This window comes from Pedobacter sp. ok626, assembly GCF_900100435.1.
Lineage (GTDB): Bacteria > Bacteroidota > Bacteroidia > Sphingobacteriales > Sphingobacteriaceae > Pedobacter.
Window position 1 is genome coordinate 334,739 of sequence record NZ_FNEX01000001.1, and the last position, 23,445, is coordinate 358,183.

Genomic DNA, 23,445 nt, shown 5'->3' on the forward strand with positions numbered 1-23,445 from the left:
AATTCTTATTTATTCATTTAAATATTTCCGCTTATAATCTAGTGGGGTCATGCCTGTTACCTTTTTAAAGTGTCGGTAAAAATTAGATACGTTATTAAAGCCGCAGTCAAAACAGATCATTTCTGTAGGGAGTTTGCTCTCAATTAAGAAGCGGCAGGCATGACTTACCCTAATCTCGATCAGGAAATCGTAATAGGTTTTCTTGGTCATCAACTTAAAATACCTGCAAAATGAGGTGATACTCAGGTTGCTTAAGGAGGCAATCTCTTCTAGTGTAATGTCATTTTTGTAATTTGTCATCGTATAGGTACATATCTTATTGATACGTAGCGTTTCCGATTCATTAGATTGGTAAAAAGTATTCTTGCCATTTACAATTGTGGAATACTCGTCTGTTTCCGCTAAGGTTTTTAAAATACTTAGCAGGATAATGATGCGATCGAGATTGGTTGCCTCAATAGAGGATCTCATTAATTCTGCCAGTTTGTCCTTAGCCTTACCAGTGATCACCATTCCGCTTTTAGCTTTCTCGAATAATTTCGGGATCAGGTAAGCTTCAGGTAGGCTCAATAAATTTTTACCCAAACAATCCGGTAGAAACTGAATCACCATGGCCTCTACATGGAGGTCTGGATTGTTTTGGAAGTATTCGTCTTTACAGCGCCAGGTATGTGGAAGGTTTTCTCCCAACAGGATCATTTCATCAGGTGTGAAATTACTGATGTTATCGCCTATAAAACGGACACCTTCACCTTTAACAACATAGTGAAGTTCAAGTTCCGGATGGTAGTGCCAGGTGTTTCCGAAATCAGGCTTAATATCATGGCGGATACTGAAGGAGCTTTGGAGCGTACTTGGGATTTTATGGAAGTGAGGCTTCATTTTTATTTTTTATATTTGAATATAATATTTATATTTAATTATTGAAAACGATGATTTAGCAAATATTGTATATAATTAACTAAAGTTAAGAGATATTATGGTAATATCATACAATAATTTGCTAATAAGCATCAGTAATTGATAAGTGCTATTGTTGAGTTTTGTATAAGAGACAATAGGAGATAACCAAAATATAAACCGATATATTCTTTTTATATAAAGAATGTATTCATTAATGAATCATTAAAAGACGGGAAAACATGAAAAATTTACTGGTTTTCGACGGAGATTTACGACTGTCAGCAGATCAAAATTGCTGTGAATCGGAGTCTAAAATAAACTGTCATCTGTCCCCTCAAAACAACCAACGCTTTATAGATTTTCATAGAAATACAATTACTAACCAAACAAATAAATTATGAAACGTGTTTACCTATTACTGTCTTTAATGCTCTCAGGCATCGTCGGTGTGTTTGCGCAAAATAATGCCATTCCCGAGAACGAAAAGACTGCATACTTAAAGGTGATCACTCAGCGCGCCGATAAGATTGCAGCTGTACTTAACATAAATGATGTTGCGAAACAAGAAAAGGTTAGAGACATTATTCGTGATCAGTATAATAGTTTGAATGATATTTATACGGAACGTGATGCAAATGTTAAGGCAATAAAAGAGGCCAACAGTACAGATAAAGTAGCTGCTGAAGCGGCAATAAAAGTAGAAGCAACTAAAACAGATGATAAATTAGCAAAGCTTCATAAAAAATACCTGAGTAAACTGTCTTCTAAATTAACTGCAGAACAAGTTGATCAGGTAAAAAATGGAATGACTTATAATGTTCTACCTATTACTTATAAAGCTTACCAGGAACAAATATTAACCCTTACCGAAGATCAGAAAAAACAAATTTTTACTTGGCTTACTGAAGCACGCGAGCATGCCATTGATGCGGAATCATCGGATAAAAAGCATGCCTGGTTTGGCAAATATAAAGGTAGAATCAATAATTACCTTTCAGCTGCAGGTTATGATCTGAAGAAAGAAGGGCAGGATTGGGAGTTGCGTAGGAAAGCTGCCGCAAATGCAAAAGGAAACTAAACAATAAGAGCAAAAGAGTAAACTAGTACTAACCAAATTAATAAACGATGAACCTAAAACTACTAAGCAAATTTTCGTGGGCGCTATTGCTCATGCTGCTTGCGTGTACTACGTTGTATGCTCAGGAAAGAAAAGTGACAGGGAAGGTTGTAGACAAGACAGATGGGCAACCCATTCCGGGAGTAAATGTGAGCATCAAGGGAAAGCCCAGTAATGTTAGTACGAATGCTCAAGGTGTGTATACCATACAGGTAAGCTCTGATGCAGATGTATTGGTGTTTTCTTATATAGGATTTCTTAGACAGACCATACCCGTGGGGAAGCTGTCAAACATCGATGTTTCATTAGCTTCTGATAATAAGGATTTGGATGAAGTTGTTGTTGTGGGGTATGGAACTCAGAAAAAAACACATTTAACGGGCGCCGTAGCTAGTGTTGATATTAAAAATATTGAAGATATTCCGACCACAAACTTAGCCGCAGCCTTGAGGGGCCAGTTACCTGGTGTGGGAATAACAGGCGGAGTATCGAGACCAGGTGAAAATGCGAGCATTACAATTCGTAACCCGATATTTTTTGCTAAAGATGGAAAAACGGATCCTTTATACATTATTGACGATATACAAAGGAGTTTAAATGACTTTAACATGTTGGACGCAAGTGAAGTCGAGAGTATTTCAGTGTTGAAAGATGCAGCTGCAGCCATATATGGTATTTTAGGTGCCAATGGGGTTATTGTCGTTAGAACAAAAAGAGGTAAAGTCGGAGCGCCAAAAATCAATTATAGTGGCTCTTATGGTATAACTGATGCCACAATGCTGCCAAAAATGATGAATGGCATTCAACAGGCGTCATATTTGAATAATATGCTGCAGGGGAAGAATGGATATAATCTATCTCCAACAGGTGTAATTGGAACAACTACAAATAAAGAAGCAGGTTATTATAGTCCGGATGAATTAGAGTATTTTACTGCAAATAGTAGCGATCATGTCAAAGAAGCATGGCAATCTTCTTATGTTACACGTCATGCATTAAATGTGAGTGGGGGGTCAGATAAGGCGACTTATTTTGCAGGCGGTAGTTATACTCAACAAAATTCAAATTTTAAAGGTGTAAATACAAATAAACTAACTTTTCGTGCAAGCACTGATGCTAAGGTTGCAAATGGATTGAAGGTTGGATTGGGAGTTAGCGGGGATCTTTATTATAACAAAAGATATTATTTTAAACAAGGGTCTGAAAGTTTAGATAATGACTTCAAATCGCTACTGGCTTCGCCACAATTTATGCCTTTTTATTATAATGGACTTCCGGTTTTGCAAGCTGCTAACACTGGAACGGTAGAAGGAGCAAACTTTTTTGAAGTACAACGTTTGAATAATTATACATTACAAAAGACAAACGTCTTAAATATTCAAGCGACTGCAGAATATGAAGTCCCTTTTATTAAAGGATTGAAAGCGAGTCTGAATTATAACAGAAATTTAAATAATGATTTCAGTAAACAATACGGAACAAAGTATACACTATATTCTTTTACCAACCTGGGTGAAAATAAACACATTGTAGGTGGTAACGTGCTTAACACTGTTTCTGCAAAAAATGGAGATATTGTGCGGTTTACCCCTGGAATAACTGATGTTTATCAATTAAATGGTTTATTGAGTTATGGAAGAAAATTTGGCAAACACGATATTTCTATGATAGCCTTGTTTGAGCAAAAACATGACTCAGCAGAGAGCCTTGCCGCATCCAGAGAAGGTACACTTGTTGGTGGATTTGATAATATGAATTTTGCAACTGGTGCCCAGGCGACAGATCAGTCAAATGGCAGGGTAGTGGAATTTGGTCGTTTGGCCTATGCGACACGCTTAAATTATGCATATGCAAATAAGTATCTTGTCGAAATCTCTCTGCGTGCAGACGCAAATAATAACTTTGCTCCTGGTAAGGAATGGGGATTTTTTCCATCTACATCATTAGGTTGGGTGATGTCTGAAGAAAATTTCTTTAAAGATAATCTTAAGTTTGTGAACTTCTTTAAAATACGAGGATCGGTTGGTTTGTTGGGCAATGATAGTTCTAAACCTTACTTGTATCAGGAAAATTATAGATTGGAGACTGGCAAAGGAGCTGTTTTTGGAGGGAATAACGATAGAGGATTAACATATTCTCCGAATGTAGCTATAGCCAATGCAAATACAACCTGGGATAGCAATCTAAGTACCAATCTTGGTATTGATGCACAATTTTTAAACAATCGTTTATCTCTTAGTGCTGATGGCTTTTATGCTCATCGATACAATATGTTGTCTGCTTTAACTTCTTCTGTACCAGCTGTTATTGGCGCCGCAACACCTACTGAGAACTTTGCTAAAGTAAATACCTTTGGCTACGAGATTTCTCTTGGATGGAAAGATAAAATAGGGCAGGACGTAACTTACAGTTTTAGTCCCTTTTTTGCCTGGAATGACAACAAGCTGTTGATTGCTGACCAACCCTTGGGTAATGTTGGAACTTATTTGGATATTCTTGGTCAGTCAAGCGACAGAGGTGTTTTTGGATTTCATTACCTAGGCATGTTCAGATCACAGGAAGAAGCCGATGCCTATGCAACTGCTAATCCAGGATACAAGGTTAAAGGGCAGGTGCCTAAAGCGGGTATGCTATACTATGCTGATGTTCGCGGGCCTAAGGATGCTTCTGGGAATTATACAGGTCCGGATGGGGTAGTTGATGATTTAGATCAGGATTATTTGACACCAAAATCGAGCAATCACTATTCACTAGGATTAAATTTTGGTGGTGGCTATAAGGGGTTAAGTTTGAATGTGACGATGGGTATGTCGTTTGGCGGACAAGATCTTATCGAGGGAGACGCTAGGAAACAAGCTAGCAATATATCTAACCGTCCGGAATTCTGGTCTGACACTTGGAGTCCGACTAACGTAAATGCAAAATATCCCAATCCTTTTTACAAGGATACTTACGAGATGACATCTGAATTCTGGTTTGTTAACTCTTATACATTTAGAGTAAGTAATATTAACCTAGGATATACTTTCCCTTCAAAACTTACTCAAAAAATGGGAATAGGAAGCTTGAAAGCATTTATGGTAGCTACAAACCCGATTAATTTTTATAATCCATATACTTATCGGGACAATGCTACTTCTTATAATACTTATCCTAATCTTCAATCCTGGTCGTTTGGTTTAAATGTTGGTTTTTAATACTTAATGATATGAAAAGATATAAAATATTAGTAGCTGCACTTTGTTTGTCTTTGGCACTTAGCAGTTGTAAAAAAGTTCTGGATAATGTTGATCAGGGAAATGCGGTTGCAGATCAGATATTTAATGATTCTACATTGGCAGTACTGAATTTGAACTATTTGTATAATTCTAATTTACCGGATTGGGCAGGTAATACCGGTGGTGCTATTTCTAATCCGGGTGGAATATCGGAAGAAACCTATAATGATAATAAATTTTTTAGAGGCACTTTAACAAACAGCGATGTCACTGACATTACTACTGGTTCCAATGTAAATAATAACTACGGAAAAATTCGATACATCAATACTTTTATAAGAGATGTTAATAGCGGTACAATGCCACAAGGCACAAAGAATAGAATGATTTCTCAGGCCTTATTTCTACGTGCATTTCGTTATTTTGATATGGTTAGACTGTATGGTGGTGTTCCACTAGTACTTACCCCTTTGGAAGCTGTCGGTACTGAGGCTAAAGATGCCGCTTTACTTCCACGTAACAAAACGTCTGAATGTATAGCGCAGATCGTTGCAGATTTGGATAGCGGAATTAAGTACCTGCCGAAAAAATGGGCAGGAAGTTCTGATTGGGGACGCATTACTGCGGGGGCTGCTGCTGCGCTTAAAGGTCGGGTTTTACTGACATGGGCAAGTCCACAGTTTATTACAGAAGGCGTAAGTGATCCAAGTAATCCTGCAAGTATCCCTCAGCGTTGGGAGGATGCTTACATCGCTAATACCCAAGCTGTAACTTTATTATCAAGTAATGGATTTGGTTTAAATGCTTCATATGAAAACATGTGGTTCACTGAGGTAAATAATCCCGAAGCAGTTTTTGTAACAGGGTATAATAATCTTACAACTGATAGCAGGAGAAATAATGGATATGATGTTGCAACCAGACCTTCTTATTTAGGTACAAGTGGCGGTAGTAACCAACCGACATGGGATATGGTTAAAGCTTATCCTATGAAAGACGGTAAAAAGCCTGGAGATCCTACGTCAGCCTATACATTTTCAAATGATACCTATTATAAAAATCGAGATCCTCGTTTTGATAAAACGATTGCTTATAATGGTTGTACTTGGAATATCATTGGAAATCAGAATTACAGGCTTTGGACTTATTTCTATAACCCGGACTTAAGTAAACCAACTGTGTTTAGCACTTCCGAACCTAAAGCATCAGGTACAGGTTTCTACTGTAGAAAGGCGATAGATCCGAATGTATTACAAAGTAATGTACAATATTCAGGTACAGATTGGATGGAGATAAGGTACGCGGAAGTACTGTTGAACCTAGCTGAATGTGCGGCGGCAACTGGACGTTCGTCTGAGGCTTATGATAACCTGAAACTTATTAGAAAACGTGCTGGGATAGAAGTTGGAGCAAATGGATTATATGGTTTAGATATTGGCATGACGAATGTTCAATTGATTAATGCTGTGATGTATGAACGTCAGATCGAATTTGCGTTTGAAGGAAAACGTTTTTGGGATCTTCGTAGAAGGAAACTTTTTTCTTCAGTTTTGAATGGAAAAGTTAGAACAGGCATTCAATTAAACATTAAAGCGGGAGCACCAACTAGCCTTTCTGTATCTCCTTTTGCAGGAAGAGATGGTCTTACTGTGGATCAGGCCACACCATTTTTTACATTAAGTGTGAAAAATATGGATACCGGCTATACTATATCCTGGAAGGAGGAGTACTACTTCTTTGGTATACCTATTGCATCCATAGCAAACAATCCTAAATTGTTGCAAAATAAGGGTTGGGGAGGAACGTTTGACCCCTTGCAGTAAAATTATAAAAAGACAAACGCATTCTTTGGTTAGATAGGCGCTCTCAGAAGTTCTTTATTTGGTTAGAAGAGAACTCCCGTTACTGATTAAAGTAACTATCGGTAACGGGTTTTTAATACCAAGAACACACAAACAGATAATTAACAACATTAAATAATATTATTTGATAAAAGCTTTACAAAAATAAATCTGAACTAGATTGACAGCTCATTCCGCACTAAAAAACTGCACCAATAACAGTTTTATCAATACCATTCTGTGCTTGTGAAAAGCTGTTTAATCCTCTCGGATTAACCAATTAACCAAACATAAACCAACAAACTAAGTATGAATTTTAAACTTTTACGAACGTTAAAAGGGATAGTCCTATTGTCCCTGCTTTTTTGTGCTACATCGTACGCGCAAGTAAAGAAAATTACTGGTAAAGTTACTGATGCCAGTGACGGAGGGTCGATGCCCGGCGTTAATGTCAGCATTAAAGGCAAGCCCAGTAACGTAGCCACCAATGCCGATGGTATATACACCATTCAGGCTGATCCTGCTACTGATGCGTTGGTGTTTTCTTATATCGGTTTCAAAAGGCAAACGATTGTTCTTGCAGGTAAAACAACATTAAACATTTCACTCGCTTCTGATAATGCTGATCTGGATGAAGTGATCGTTGTTGGTTATGGTTCCAAAAAGAAATCCGAAATATTAGGCTCTGTGGTAAATATTAAAGCTGAAGATATTCAGGATTTGCCAGTTCCAAATATTGCAGCCGCTTTAAGGAATAGACTACCCGGTGTAGGTGTAAATGCCGTTTCTGGTAAGCCTGGGGCATCTGTGACTATTAATATTCGTAATTCCGCGGTATCGGAGTCGGCAAAAGGCTTAGGTGTAAGTAGTGAACCGCTCTATGTTATTGATGGTATAACTGTTACTAGGGATGATTTCGATAATATAGACCCGACGATGGTTGAAGATATATCGTTTCTTAAAGATGCTTCTGCAGCGATATATGGAGCGTCAGGAGCTAAGGGGGTTGTACTTATAACTACAAAAAAGGGTAAAAGAGGGAAACCGCAGATTAGCTATACCGGATTCAGGGGGGTATCAGATAATGCTTCAAGTGTTGATATGTTATCAGCATATGATCATGCTATTCTTTTAAATGATGGATTTAAAGTTGCAAATGAAGCCTCAAACAAATTCTTTTCTGAGGCAGATTTGGAACAACTAAAAAATAATAAAACAAAAGGATGGTTCGATGAATTGTGGCAAACATCAGCTGTAAACAGACACAATATGAATGTTTCAGGTGGCTCTGATGCGATCACTTTTTTTGCGGGTGGTAATTACTACGATGAATCCGGTAATTATGGTGGTATTAAATACAGCAAATACGCCTTCCGTTCGGGAATGACAGCTAAAATAATTGAAGGCTTAACTGCTCAGGTAACGCTCAATGCTGATTTTTCTAAACGAACAAGCGATACTTATAAAAATGGTGGCGAAAACGACCAGGCATTTTTTCAACAGTTGATAACTACCCCTAAATGGGTGCCGATGCAAATAGATGGGAAAGCTGTTAATTATAACAATAAAACAAATCCTTATGGTGTTATGCAGGCTGGTAATAACATTTGGGATAAATCGCAAGGTTTGGCGTTAAATGCTTCACTTGATTATAAACCTAAATTTTTATCTGGGTTAACCGCGAGGGTTCAATTTGGAAAAAACAGCAGAAGCGGTAATAGTAATCAGTACACACCAGCATATAATGTGTATAATTTTCAAATGACTGGTCAAAATAATTTGCTTTATACGAATATTCCAGCTACACAAAATCATGTCGTTGAAGCTATTAGTTCAGCTAATGCTCAATTGTTGACAGGAACAACTCTTGGTTCAAGTTATCAGGCTATTGCGTCTTTAAGCTACGATAAAACTATAGGCAAACACAGTTTTAACGTAATGGCAGCGTTCGATCAATCTGAAGGTGTTGACGAAAGTCTTTCTGTTTTATGGAGAAATCAAGTCTTAGCAAATATAGATGAATACTGGGGTTTTGACAGGTCTTCTTTTACATTACAGAATAAGAGCATTTTTGAAACAGTTCAACGATCTTATATTAGTCGGTTAAATTACGATTATGACAAAAAATATTTTATTGAAGGTATAGCTCGTATGGATGCCTCATCTAATTTTGCTCCTGGAAATCGTTGGGGTGTTTTTCCGAGTTTAGGCTTAGGTTGGGCGATTAGTGAAGAAGATTTTTTTAAAAAAAATGTGAAATTTGTCAACCGTTTGAAAGTTAGAGCAAATTATGGTCTAGTTGGAGAAAGTCGAGTTAATGCTCGTTTATGGCAATACCGATATATTGTCGATCCAAATGGTTATTTATATGGAGATAACTTAACAGGGGGAGTAAATCCATCTGCAATGCCAAATCCGGATATTTCATGGGAGAAATCGCGTACGTTGAATTTAGGTTTGGACGCTTCCATGTTAGACAATAAACTAAGTTTTACATATGAGTTTTATCACAGGTATTCTTACGATGCTTACGATACAGGAAATAATGAAAATTTTCCAATGTACGCAGGTTTTGAAGCTCCAACTGTAAATTATCAAGAACGTACCAGTTGGGGGTCTGAATTCACAGTTGGGTACCGCACTAAAATTGGTTCAGACTGGGGGATAAGTACTGATGTGCTTTTTGGTTTTGCCAATAATAGAATTGATAAAATGTTTTATAATGAATTTCAGTTATGGGATATTACTTATCCGGACTTAAAATATCAGTTTGGAACTGATACAAAAAAATATAACAGCGCTAATTATGGTTTGATCTCTAAAGGTATGTTTAGAACACAAGCACAATTGGATGCTTTTATGAATGAAAATCCAACTTATACGATTAATGCTAAAGTGCCACAGGTTGGTTGGCTATATTATGAAGACACGAATGGGGACGGGAAAATAACAGAAAAAGATCAGGTGCCTATGTTTAATAGCACGAATTCGTTTGGCGTAGGTTTCAATGTAGGGGTAACTTACAAAACTCTAAGTTTAAGTACCAACTTTGTAACTAGATTTGGCGGCAAAGAATTTTATGATAGTAAATCCAAAGCCCCTGCAAGTACGACTTTAAATGTTCCTGCATATTGGAAAGATCACTGGACAGCGGAAAATCCAAATGCTAAATTTCCGAGATATGACGATGCTTCTATAGCCGCAGGGTGGAATTCAGATTTTTGGGCAGTAAGCGGTACAATGATTAGAATAAACAGCATGACATTGACCTATAAAATGCCTAAAGCTTTCTTAAGTAAAATTGGAATTGGCGATTCAAGACTCGTATTGACGGGTAATAACCTTTGGACAATTATCAATCCATTGAAATATAAAGATCCTTATTCTTCAACTATCTACGATTACCCAACTTTGAGAACGATTTCTTTGGGTTTAAATGTGAGTTTGTAATGATCAAGAATTTTAAAACTAGAAAGATGAAATATCAATATAAAAAAGTATTTACTTTAGCTGCGGCAGTTTCGTTAATAGTTGTATTTGCAGGATGTAAAAAAGATTTTTTTGACCTTAAAGACCGTAATGCTCTTGATTCGCAAATATGGAATAATGAGGGAGCAATCCAGTTTCTTTTAAATGATACTTATGATGTTGTGATGCCGGAATTTCCTTATGAATATCCAGCAAACAACGTTATATATGCGAGTGACGAGGATCGTTTTTCTTCTAACGATGCTATTATGAGAAAAGCAATTGGTGTTAACGGAGCATTGACATCAAACGATGTTAAATTTATTGCTACCAAATACCAAGGCACAAAGGGTGATAACAGATACTTCGATATAGCGCGTTGTAATACCGCATTAAAGGAAATTCCAGGAGGAAGCCTGTCTCAACAATCCAAAAATAGGCTAAGGGGGCAATTTTATGCTTTAAGGGCATTGTCTTATTTTGAATTGGTACGTTTATATGGAGGCGTGCCTCTTGTATTGGAACCGCAGAACCCTGACAATGTTAAATTAGAAGGTCGTGCAAAAGCCTCTGAGTGCTTTAAAGCAATTGTTAATGACCTGGATTCGGCGATGGTATTGTTAAACGGGGTCGTTTTGGATGATGCAAAAGAAAGAGGTAAGTTTACACGTCAAGCAGCAGCAGCTCTTAAAGGTCGAGCGTTATTATATTGGGCGAGCCCTCAATTTAATCCACGTACTGACCCGGCGCATCCTTATGACCCAAATAGATGGCAAACTGCTTATTTGGCTTGTAAAGATGCTTACGATATCTGCAAAGCATCGGGTAGTGCGTTAATGCAAAATTATTCTGATATTTTTCTAAAAGAGGGCACACCGAATACAGAAGCGATTATAGTAAGGACCTACTCCAGTGCAATTGCTAAAAGAGGCCAGAATGTCGAAGCTAAATTAAGGCCAGGACAGGAAGGCGGAGGTGCTTCAGCCTTCACACCAACATTGCAGCTTGTAGAAAGCTATCCTATGAAGGATGGAGTTCCAATTGGTAAAGGATCTTCATATACATATGATCCGGTGCTTTTCTGGTTAAATAGAGATCCAAGATTCGATGCAACTATCGCCTATAATGGTGCTAATTGGAAGCTTAGTGGTAATGCAACAAGAAGACAGTGGAATTATTTAAAAAATGCATCTGAAGGTACAACTGGAATTCAAGGCTTTTACATGAAACGTTTTGCAAATCCTGATTTGGCAAAAGGATCGGTTAGTTATTCAAATGACTTTGGTGGAAACGGCATGGATTGGATAGAATTGCGCTATGCAGAAGTAATTATAAATTATGCTGAATGTGCAAATGAAATAGGTAATCTTAGCTTAGCCAAAGATTTAGTAAGAGAGATCCGTATACGTGCAAATATTCAACCTGGTACAATGGATTATGGTTTATCATTAGCTGCAAGTACAACACAAATGCGTGATTTGATTATGGATGAGCGGAAGATCGAATTTGCTTTCGAAGGTAAGCGTGGATATGATTTGAGACGTACACGTACTTTTCATTTACTATCTGGGCAAATGCGTATTCAGGTATGGGAAACGAAAACTGACGCACTTAGAAATGAATTGGAGGTTGTGAACCCAACTACCGGCGCTATGTTCCGTGAAGGAATTAATATTAATGACAGAACAACATTTGATAAGTATTTTAAAACCAGTGTCAATACAGTTGGTGTAACTGGATTTAGTATTCCTGAGACCTATTATTTTTATGCTCTACCCTCTACATTTATGAATTCCAGCCCTTTACTGGAACAAACGATCGGATGGGACGGAGGAACATTTGATCCATTGTAAATAATTATTTAGTCATAACCTTTAAAGAAAATGATGATGAAATTAATTAATAAATATGCCGGGTTTGCAATAGTTATGGCCCTTATCTTTTCTTCCTGCAAGAAGGAAACGACTAATATTTTTAATATGTTTGATGATGTAAAGGTTACTTATCATTCAAACAGTCCGTACGCTGTTACCGATTTTAAAGTAGTAAATCCCGGGGATAGTGTTTATCTAGAATATACAATCGAATCTGCCAATAAGGATATGGCAGCAGTATGTATTTTTGAAACTTCGGCAGCAATTCCGACGAAGATATTCTTAACTGATGATCAGCGTAGAAGCTATTCTGGTATTGTAAAACTAAAAATGAATACTCGAGTTGGAAAAATTTCCTATCGTATATGGGCTATTGATAAGGCTGGTGTTTACCTTGGAGATGGATATAAAACCATTACATTGGATGTGAAATCCGATTATGACTATTGGGCCGGCCGGGAACTGACAACACCTGATACTGTTGGGAAAGTGAATAAGTGCTATTATGCACTTAAAACTGGTGAACTTTTCAACTATTCCAATGCTGAAGTAAATTCCTCAAAAATAGATTTGGGACTATTTAGAGTTCCAGTATTAGATGGCACCGGAAGATTGGCAACTTATAAGTATGAGATCTATGCATTAAATGCAAATCCACTGCCTTTTACTTCATATGACATAAGTTCTTGGACGAAAAGAGCGACACTCTATTCTGTTCCTAAAAATGGTCAATCGAGTGCATTTTTAGGCCTTAGGACAGGTGAACAAATTGTGAATGCAGCAAAAAGTGCAAAACCTACAACAACACGGACAAATACCAGTACGGGATTGATAGCTGGAAGCTTATTCTATTTTCTTACACCAGAAGGTAAATATGGAGCTTTTTATGTTAATTCAATCGAAACTAATAATGTTGGGAAAGCAGTGTTTATGAATGTAGATGTAAAAATTGCAAGATAAAATCTTCATTATTTTGTATTTAGAGGCTGTCTTCATCAAAAGGCAGCCTTTTTACATTATAACCCTTTGTAAAATATATGCGACATAAACCGTTATTCTGACGTTTATAAAATGATATGGTAATATTGTACAATTCATTGAAAAAATACTACAGTAAACTATTTGTTATTGATTGCATTTTTGAACCCTAATCAATAAATCCAAACACTATAAAATTAAGCAGCAATACACCGTCAGCATGTACAGGTCTGATAAGTACTATCTATGAGGATACACCATCCTTAGATGAACTGATCATCAATTCCGCACTCCCTTATTAAAATACAAAAAGAATAAACCAAATTTTAAATCATTTGACGAGAAGAAGTATGAAACAAAAAAGGCTTTTTAAAAGCAAATGGTTAAAGGAATCTTATGCTCCTTTAGTCATGGCGTTATTTTTACCGGTATCTGGTTTTGCAGTCATTCCAACTATTAAAAGAGCGCAAAGCACTGGTATCGTTTCTCCTTTCGTAAACGTAACAGGAACAATTAAAGACGCCAAAGGCCAGCCGTTGCCGGGTGCAAGTGTTAAAATCAAAGGCACAACTACAGGAACTTCAACAGATGCCAATGGTGTTTTCAGATTAAATTTGCCAACAGGAACAGAAACATTGGTAATTACTATGCTGGGCTACAAAACTCAGGAAATATCAGCAGCTGGAAAAACGACGATTTCAGTTGTACTGGAAGACGAAACATCTGATTTAGATGAGGTTATAGTAGTAGGTTATGGAACGGTAAAAAAACGTGACCTTACCGGTTCAGTAGCGTCTGTAAAAGCAGATGATATCGTGCTTACACCAACAGCCAATGCAATGAATGCTTTGCAAGGAAAAGTATCTGGTATGGATATTACGACTACTTCCGGTAAAGCTGGATCTAGTCCGACCATTAGACTTCGAGGTAATCGGTCTGCTTTTGGAAGCAATGATCCTTTATATATTATTGATGGTATTCAGGGCAGTTATGCTGAACTGAATCCGAATGATATTGAGTCTATAGATGTGTTGAAAGACGCTTCATCTACTGCTATTTATGGTTCTGCCGGGGCAAATGGGGTGGTCATGATCACGACCAAACAAGGAAAAGTTGGAAGTAGCAGCATCACTTTCGATTCTTTTTTTGGCTACAATGGTTTTCCTAAATATCCACACGGATTGATCGGAGATGATTACATCAAGTTAAAACGTGAGGCTTATCGCGGAGCTAATGATGTGTATCCAGAGTTCATGAGTAACATCTTTACTGTGCCTGGCCAGCTCGCTGCTTACGAAGCTGGGAAATGGGTAGACTGGGTAGATCTAGCGTTAAGAGATGGAATACAGCAGAATTATAGTGTTTCCGTTACCGGAGGGACAGAAAAAACAAAGGCTTACCTATCCTTAAACTATAATGATGAACAAGGTCTGATCAAAAATGATCAGAATAAAAAGTACGCGGTGCGTGCAAATATTGATCACACTTTGTCTAAGATTTTTAAGGTAGGAACCAATTTGCAGTTAACCTATACCGACAATGATGCTGCTGGCCAGAATATTTTTGGGAACAGTTTAACCTTTGCTCCACTAGGAGATGCCTTCGATGCTAATGGGAAAATTAACCCTAAACCTGTAGAAGGTGTGACCAATCCCTTGTCTGATCAGATTGAAAACCAATATGAAAATAATACCTTAAATACTTATTTCGCAGGTAATGCTTATCTGGAATTCAAACCCATCAAAGGTCTGTCTTTCCGTTCAGTGATTGGAACTACATTAGCATCGTCTAGAAACGGAAAGTACTTTGGGACGCAATCCATTGCGAATCCTGTGGCAGGCTATAAAATTCCTGCTGCGGTAATCGAAAACCGGAGAACTGTAAACTATCGTTGGGAAAATATCCTAAGCTATGAATTTGCCCTCAAGGATGACCACCATTTTAGTTTTACCGGGGTAACATCCTTAGCTAAAAACCGGACAGAAAGTAATTTAGCAGGCAATTCTGGATTTGATATGGATTCCTATTCCTTTTACAACCTTAGTGGCGGAACATCAGCCGTAGTTAATTCTGTATACACACAGGATCAATCTAATTCATTCGTAGGAAGGATGAACTATAACTATAAGGGTAAATATCTGTTTACGCTTTCTAATCGTTGGGACGGTGTGTCTCGCTTATCCGAAGGACATAAGTGGGACTCTTTTCCAGCGGGAGCGGTGGCTTGGAGAATTAGCGATGAAGATTTTTTTAAGGAAATCAAAAGTGTATCCAGTCTTAAACTTCGTATAGGTTATGGCATAACAGGAAATTCAGGTGGTGTGGAGGCTTACGGTACACAGGCAGGAGGCTTTAATACACCACGGGCAGTTGGTTTTGGCGATGTTGCAGCCCCGGCATTTATCCTCAACCAGCTCCTTGCAAACAGAGAACTGGGCTGGGAAAAATCTTACAATACCAACGTAGGTTTGGATGCCGAGTTTTTTAAAGGAGTGGTAAACCTAACCGTGGATTGGTACAATACCGATACCAGGGATATGTTGTTTAAGCGCACCCTTCCCGGATCTCTTGGAGGTTCATGGGGATCACCATTTTTGATCTGGCAAAATGTGGGTGAAATGAACAATAAAGGTTTGGAGATACTCATCAACACACGAAACATGGAGCGGGATGATTTCTCATGGGGAAGTACCTTGACCTTTGCAACCAACAAAGAAAAAATTACTTCGTTACCTGGAGGCAAAGACCTGATCACAGATAAAAAATTTTATGGACAACCGCTTTCAGCTTTATTTGATTACAAGTATTTAGGCATCTGGCAGGAAAGTGAAATTGCAGAAGCGGCAAAGTATAATTCTGAGCCTGGCGACATTAAGCTAGCCACCGATGGTACATTTAATGCCGATGGTAAGCATACCTACAGCCTCACCGACAGGGTTATATTAGGCTCTGAAGTTCCTGACTGGACCGCCGGTTTGCAGAATAATTTTAGATATAAGAATTTCGATGCCAGTGTAATGCTGACTGCAAGATGGGGGCAAATGATTGCGAGTAATTTGATTACCCGCTACAACCCAATCAGTGGAACTTCAGCAAATAGTCCTGATGATATTGATTACTGGACACCTGAGAATCCTGGAGCTTATCTGCCAAGACCTGGAATTCACTCTAATACATCCGGTTATGTTGGTTTTGATGCCTTAAAATATGTAAACGGTTCTTTCTTTAAAATCAGAAATCTCACTTTAGGTTACACCTTACCCGAAAGTGTAATCAAAAAAGTTGCTATTAAAAAACTTCGTTTTTATGCTACAGCCAACAATCCATTCATCTTTACCAAAAGTGATTTGTTAAAATATCAGGATCCGGAATCTAATGGTTCTGATAACTTTCCACTAACCAAACAGTTTGTACTCGGACTAAACGTTACATTTTAATTTTTTACAGACATGAAGATAAAATATATATATATGGCCATGCTGGGACTGGGATTATTTGCCAGTTCTTGTTCACTTGAAGAGGTTAATCCTTCTGGGGTAACAGTTGATAAAGTTGCAGCGAACAAGGCGGGGTTTAATAAGCTGGTAACAAGTTGTTATTTTGACTTGTCAAGGTATTTCTATGGACGTAACTTACTACTGGTGACGGAAGGTGGAACGGATATCTGGACCTCTGATCTAAATACCAATAACAATCAAAATTACATGAAATATGCTTCTGGTGGTACCATGTCGATAGATATGGCGAAAGACTACTGGAACGGTGCTTACGATGCCATTAACTATTGTAACATCGTTATACTGAGGGCAGACCAGGTACAGGATTTTAGTAGCGAGCAGGAAAAGAATGCACTTGTTGCTGAAGCTCATTTTTTAAGGGCATTATACTATTTCCACCTGGTGGAACAATTTGGAGCGGTTCCATTGAGTATTTCAGAAACCGATGCACCTGTTTTAGCGTCATCCCGCACACCTGCGCTGGAAGTTTATGAAAAAGTGATTCTACCTGATTTGCGTTTTGCTGCTGATAATTTACCTACTACAGTAACAGTTGCTCAGGCGGGACGCCCGTCAAAAAAATCTGCTATTGGTCTTTTAGCGAAAGCTTGCCTTCAAACCAAAGAATATGGAACCGATAAATACCTGGAAGAGGCAATTAATGCAGCTAAAAAGCTAATAGATGCACCAGCAAATTATAACACACGTTTGTACAATAACTTTGTCGACAATTTTAATGCAGCAAATAATAGAAACAATCTGGAAGCACTTTATCAGCTTCCATATTCACAAAATTATGGCTCTACAAACTTGTACGATCATAACAATGACTTTAAGCGTTTCTATTGTACGCCAACTGCGTTTGGTGCGATTGTATCAGGAGGATTTGAAACTGTGGTAGGTCGCTGGTCGGGTGGTAGTTTTATGCCAACAAAATACCTGATGGATGTATTTAAGAACCCTGACGGAACGCTGGATCCAAGATACGCGCTGTCGTTTCAAACCAGCTGGACTGCCAATACTAATTACAGCTGGAATGCGGATGCCATTAGACAGTTTGATAGGTCTGCCGCTATACCTGCGGGCACTGCAGTAACCAGTGGAGAACCAGCTATTAAATTTATACGTCCGGAGGACGCCGGTTATACTGCTGAACAGGCAGCAAGATTAGCTCAGAAATACATTGTTGTTGATTATAAAGATTTATATGGGGATGACCAAAAGGTCAAAATGAAGTATACAAGGGTAAACCAGGCACCTGGTGAAGTAGAAAACCCGTTTATCCGTTTTTATCCTTCCTTAACCAAGTTTAATTCCGGATCATTAATCAGTCCAAAAGCAAATCAGTTTACCAGTGATGCTTATTCAACCATAATGCGTTTAGGAGAGGTATATCTGATTGCCGCGGAAGCAGAATTTTACCTTCGTGGTGCAAATGGCACTGCAGCGGGATACGTAAATGCTTTAAGAACAAGAGTAGTAGGGCAGCAAGTTAGTGCTGCTGATATATCTTTACAGTTTTTGCTCGACGAACGTGCGAGGGAGCTTTGCGGTGAATACGGTAGATGGTATGATTTGAAACGTACCGGAAAGCTGAATAAAACTTACCTGACACAAAAGAACCCAGACGTAGGGCAGTATTTTATAGACGGTACACATGGATTAAGGCCGATCCCTCAAGGGCAAATCGATGCGATTAGTAATCCTTCAGGATTCCAGAATCCAGGTTATTAGAAATAAGTTCGATTTTAGATCGTACGGAAAAAGCTGTTATCGAAAGGTAGCAGCTTTTTCGTTTGATATAAGGTTTTGAATATGTTATTATGTGAAATATTATTTAATTAGAAAAATAATATCATTTTGTTGTTATTTTTTGTTGTTGTAGTGAATCGTTTTGGTTATATTTTGATGAAATAAAGCAACTGGTATGCCAGAAGAGTCAGAATACTCGCCTATTGAAAAAGGTGGAAAAGCTAGTTTAACGCCTCGAAAGAAAAATGATGAGTTGCTAAAAGGGATTTTCAAAGAGAATTTTCCTGATTTTTTGCGTTTTATTTATCCAGATGCCAATGAACTACTAGATTTTGAAAAGGGGATTGAGTTTATGGATAAAGAACTACATTCTATTATTCCCAATAGAGAGCGTAGGAGAGATAAGCGTGAAGCGGATTTGCTGGCTAAGCTTTATTTGAAAGATGGTACAGAAAAATGGGTATTGCTTAATCTCGAAATAGAAGGTGGGAATGAACCAGATTTTGCCTATCGACTTTATCAGTATAATTATCGAATAAGGGATCGTTACAACTCATCAGTAGCTGCTATTGCCTTGTTTACGGGAAGTGAAAACCAAAAGAGACCAGTAGAATATAGAGACGAACTACTGGGAACTATACTTTCTTTTAAGTATCTGGCCATCCATATTTTTGAACACAGTGAGGAAGTGCTTCTAGCAAATAAAAATCCTTTTGCACTGGTTGTATTGGCATGTCAAAAGGCATTATTGGAAGGGAAAATTTCTGATGTTGAATTGGGTAAAGCAAGGCTTAATATAGCAAGGGCTTTGTTAAATCAGGGCTATAGCCATGATAGGATTATCAGTTTTTTGGGGTTCTTGAAAAACTTCATATTTATTGACAATGAGCAAATTAATAAAGTGTTTGATAAACAGATAGAAAAGTTAACAGGAGGTAATGTAAATATGAGTGTAATAGAAGTACTAAAAATGCAAGAAAGACGTGAAGGTAAATTAGAAGGGCGTCATGAAGAGGCTTTAGAAATAGCCAAAGAAATGAAAAGGGATGGTTTTCCTCTTGATAAAATCGTAAAGTTTACACGGCTTTCTCTTGAGGAAGTTGATAAGTTGTAATTGATGGTTGATGTAGTCTTAACACTGGATTAGTATTCAACTTTTAAAAAAGGTTTAGAAAAAGAAAATATCGAAGGGTGATCATAATGATCACCCTTTTTTTGTTAAAATGATCCATTTTAATGCTCCTCTTGTAACATCATCGCGACATAAAACGTTATTTTGACGTATAAAAGCTGATGCGATAAGATTGTACAATAGATAGAAAAAATGCTATAGTAAAAGCCATTTTTTAGATCGCATTTTTGGATTAATATACAATCTAACCAAATTTATAAATCGGATATGTCAGACTGATTTCGCATTTATAGTTGAATATATTTTTTATATATAAATTAATTGCGTACTTTTTGATGTTCAATTAAACGAGACATTGATGAAAAAGAGATTTTTGCATTTCGTATTTTCTGCGGCACTTGTTGTTGCGGCGCCCTCAGCTTTCGCACAATATCCTAACATACCTGCTGATGTCAAAAAAGAATCAGAAGACATGATGAAGGAAGCTTATCGCCAATCAGATATCGCCTGGCAAAAAGCACTACCTATTATAGATAAAGAAGCGAAAGAAGGGAAACCTTATATTCCATGGGCAGGTCGCCCCGTAGATCTTCCACAATCAGACCTTCTGGCTTTTCCTGGCGCTGAAGGTGGTGGAGCACATAGCTTTGGTGGTCGTGGTGGTCGAGTAATTGTCGTTACCAATCTAAACGATAGCGGTCCAGGTTCTTTGCGTGATGCTTGCGAGCAAGGTGGCGCAAGGATTGTCGTATTTAACGTTTCAGGAATTATCCGGATTAAAACACCTTTAATCATAAGAGCACCTTATATTACCATTTCAGGCCAGACTGCACCAGGTGACGGTGTTTGTGTTGCTGGTGAATCAGTATGGCTAAATACACATGATGTGATTGTTCGTTTTATGCGTTTCAGAAGGGGAGAAACTTTTGTCGGCCGAAGAGATGATGCTATTGGAGGAAATCCAGTAGGCAACATCATGATCGATCACGTATCAGCAAGTTGGGGACTAGATGAAAACATGTCTATGTACCGACACATGTATAACGATAGTACAGGTAAAACAGAAGTTAAGTTGGCAACAGTAAACATTACGATCCAAAACTCTATCTTCTCTGAAGCTTTAGATACCTGGAACCATGCATTTGGTAGTACATTAGGAGGTGAGAACTGTAACTTTATGCGTAACCTCTGGGCAGATAACGGTGCCCGTAACCCATCAATCGGATGGAATGGGATCTTCAATTTTGCCAATAACGTGATCTTTAACTGGAACAATCGTTCAACAGATGGCGGAGATTATACCGCGATGTACAATATTATCAATAACTACTACAAACCTGGTCCGGTAACCTCATTAAAAGATCCGATCAGTTATAGAATATTAAAACCAGAATCAGGCAGAAGCAAATTACCTTATGTTGTATTTGGAAGAGCTTATGTAGAAGGAAACATCATTGAAGGCAATGAAAAAGTAACTAAAGACAACTGGGACGGTGGTGTGCAGGTTGAAGATAAAAAAGGTAACCTGATGACTTACGAGCAGGCAAAGCCATATTTTGCTGCAATGCGTGTTAAGAAGCCTTTTCCAATGGCCGAAATGACCATTTTGCCAACTATGGATGCACATAAATATGTATTGGCCAATGTTGGGGCTACTTTACCTAAGCGTGATCCTGTAGATACACGTGTAATTGAGCAAGTAAAAACAGGTAAAATTACTTACGCTGCAAATGTTAAATTATCAGATAAACCAGATTTTGAGCACCGCAGGTTACCAAAAGCTTCTTATAAAATGGGCATCATTACCGACATCAGTCAGGTAGGAGGATATCCTGAGTATAAAGGGACGCCTTACAAAGATGCTGACAACGATGGGATGCCAGATAGCTATGAAGTTAAAAATGGATTGAATCCTAATGATGCTTCAGATGCAGCAAAAATCGCAAAAAGTGGTTACTCAAATATCGAAGTTTATTTAAATAGTGTTGTTCCTGTAAAAATTGTTAAACCGTAATACCATGAAAGCACTTTCGTTGATACTGGCTGTTGCCGCCGTTGGAATTGGAAATGTTGCCTCGGCACAGTATCCAAAGATACCCCCTGCGATGCAGGATTCATCAGACGCGGTTCAGGCAAAGTATGATAAATTATCTGATCTGGCATGGGATAAGGCCTTTAAGATTGTTCAGCAGGAAGCTAAAAATGGTAAACCTTACGTTCCAAATGCTTCGAAACCATCTGATCTTTTAAAGTCTAGTCTGCCTGCTTTTCCTGGTGCAGAAGGTGGCGGTGCATTTACTACCGGTGGTCGTGGAGGTAGAGTAATCGTAGTATCGAATCTGGCGGATAGTGGACCCGGATCATTTCGTGCAGCTTGTGAAGAAGGCGGGTCACGTATTGTCGTATTTAATGTAGCAGGAATTATAAAATTAAAAAGTCCAGTTAGCATCCGTGCACCATACATCACCATTGCGGGACAATCTGCTCCAGGTGACGGGGTATGTATCGCTGGAGAGTCTGTCTGGATAGATACTCATGATGTGGTGATCCGTTATATGCGTTTCCGTCGTGGAGCTACAGAGGTAACCCGCAGGGATGATGCTTTAGGAGGTAATCCGATTGGTAATATTATAATCGATCATGTATCGGCTAGCTGGGGATTAGATGAGAACATGTCAATATACCGACATGTTTACAAAACCGAGGGTGCTGCACCAGAAAAGCTACCTACGGTAAATGTGACTATACAAAACTCTATTTTCTCCGAAGCACTAGATACTTATAACCATTCATTTGGCAGTACAATTGGTGGCTTAAATAGTACGTTCATGAGGAATTTGTGGGCATCTAATATTAGTAGAAACCCTTCTGTGGGAATGTACGGGGACTTTGGCTTTGTAAATAACGTAATTTTTAATTGGTGGAACAGAAGTGCGGATGGAGGTGATAACAATTCGTTTTTTAGCTTTATCAATAACTATTATAAACCAGGTCCAATTACCCCTCCAGGTCAGCCTATTTCTTATAGGATCTTAAAACCGGAATCGGGACGTGATAAACGATATGCGCACCTATTTGGAAAGGCTTATGTTGTAGGGAATGTGATTGAAGGAAATGATAAAGTAACTAAGGACAATTGGGCCGGAGGTATACAGCCAGCTGATGCAACGAATAATCAAAAACTGTTGGATTCTATCCGTACAGACAAACCTTTGCCAATGGCAAAGGTAACCACTCTTACGGCTAAGGATGCTTATACCTATGTTTTGAATAATGCCGGTGCATCACTACCAAAACGCGATCCTGTAGACACTCGTATTGTGGATCAGGTTAAAACTGGAGTAATCAAATATAGTGATCAGGCAAAGCAACCTGCTGGAGGTCAGTTTATCAAAAGGAGACTACCTGCTGATTCTTATAAAAAGGGTATCATATCTGATATCAGTCAGGTAGGTGGATATCCAGAATATAAAGGTACTCCTTATAAAGATTCTGATAATGATGGTATGCCAGATGCGTGGGAAGTTAAAAACGGCTTAAACCCTAAAGATGCATCGGATGCAACAAAGATTACAAAAAATGGTTATTCAAATATTGAAAATTACATCAATAGTGTGGTACCTTTAAAAGAGGTGAAACCATAAATCACTCATAATTCATCAGTC

The 23,445-nt window shown here is 38.1% G+C and carries 12 protein-coding genes; 11 read left to right on the forward strand and 1 reads right to left on the reverse strand.

Going from position 1 to position 23,445, the window contains the following annotated elements:
• Window positions 1-9 precede the first annotated feature (9 nt).
• Window positions 10-882: an AraC family transcriptional regulator gene (locus BLS35_RS01190; protein WP_090776954.1), complete on the reverse strand. Its 873-nt coding sequence runs from the start codon at window positions 880-882 to the stop codon at window positions 10-12.
• Between the two features lie 418 nt (window positions 883-1,300).
• Here BLS35_RS01190 and BLS35_RS01195 point away from each other — a divergent pair, with 418 nt between their 5' ends.
• The 11 genes from BLS35_RS01195 to BLS35_RS01245 all read left to right on the forward strand — a co-directional run bounded on the left by BLS35_RS01195 (window position 1,301) and on the right by BLS35_RS01245 (window position 23,424).
• The gene (locus tag BLS35_RS01195) at window positions 1,301-1,981 is read left to right on the forward strand and encodes a DUF3826 domain-containing protein (protein WP_090776955.1); all 681 of its coding nucleotides are present in this window, start codon (window positions 1,301-1,303) and stop codon (window positions 1,979-1,981) included.
• A gap of 47 nt (window positions 1,982-2,028) precedes the next feature.
• The gene (locus tag BLS35_RS01200) at window positions 2,029-5,217 is read left to right on the forward strand and encodes a SusC/RagA family TonB-linked outer membrane protein (protein WP_090776956.1); all 3,189 of its coding nucleotides are present in this window, start codon (window positions 2,029-2,031) and stop codon (window positions 5,215-5,217) included.
• An 11-nt stretch (window positions 5,218-5,228) separates the two neighbouring features.
• Window positions 5,229-7,061, forward strand: a complete 1,833-nt coding sequence (locus BLS35_RS01205; RefSeq protein WP_090776957.1) for a RagB/SusD family nutrient uptake outer membrane protein — start codon at window positions 5,229-5,231, stop codon at window positions 7,059-7,061.
• A gap of 327 nt (window positions 7,062-7,388) precedes the next feature.
• The gene (locus tag BLS35_RS01210) at window positions 7,389-10,529 is read left to right on the forward strand and encodes a SusC/RagA family TonB-linked outer membrane protein (protein WP_090776958.1); all 3,141 of its coding nucleotides are present in this window, start codon (window positions 7,389-7,391) and stop codon (window positions 10,527-10,529) included.
• Between the two features lie 26 nt (window positions 10,530-10,555).
• Window positions 10,556-12,400, forward strand: a complete 1,845-nt coding sequence (locus tag BLS35_RS01215) for a RagB/SusD family nutrient uptake outer membrane protein (protein WP_090777334.1) — start codon at window positions 10,556-10,558, stop codon at window positions 12,398-12,400.
• A gap of 30 nt (window positions 12,401-12,430) precedes the next feature.
• Complete coding sequence (locus tag BLS35_RS01220) at window positions 12,431-13,381, forward strand: hypothetical protein (protein ID WP_090776959.1); 951 nt, start codon at window positions 12,431-12,433, stop codon at window positions 13,379-13,381.
• Window positions 13,382-13,749: 368 nt separating this feature from the next.
• Window positions 13,750-16,836 (forward strand): SusC/RagA family TonB-linked outer membrane protein, encoded by a 3,087-nt coding sequence (locus tag BLS35_RS01225; RefSeq protein WP_090776960.1) that lies wholly within the window; start codon window positions 13,750-13,752, stop codon window positions 16,834-16,836.
• A gap of 12 nt (window positions 16,837-16,848) precedes the next feature.
• A complete protein-coding gene (locus BLS35_RS01230) occupies window positions 16,849-18,630 on the forward strand; it encodes a RagB/SusD family nutrient uptake outer membrane protein (RefSeq protein WP_090776961.1) in 1,782 nt (593 codons plus the stop codon).
• A 193-nt stretch (window positions 18,631-18,823) separates the two neighbouring features.
• Complete coding sequence (locus BLS35_RS01235) at window positions 18,824-19,762, forward strand: RpnC/YadD family protein (RefSeq protein ID WP_090776962.1); 939 nt, start codon at window positions 18,824-18,826, stop codon at window positions 19,760-19,762.
• A 376-nt stretch (window positions 19,763-20,138) separates the two neighbouring features.
• Window positions 20,139-21,794, forward strand: a complete 1,656-nt coding sequence (locus BLS35_RS01240; protein ID WP_090776963.1) for a polysaccharide lyase — start codon at window positions 20,139-20,141, stop codon at window positions 21,792-21,794.
• Between the two features lie 4 nt (window positions 21,795-21,798).
• Window positions 21,799-23,424 (forward strand): polysaccharide lyase, encoded by a 1,626-nt coding sequence (locus BLS35_RS01245; protein ID WP_090776964.1) that lies wholly within the window; start codon window positions 21,799-21,801, stop codon window positions 23,422-23,424.
• The last annotated feature ends 21 nt before the right edge of the window (window positions 23,425-23,445 follow it).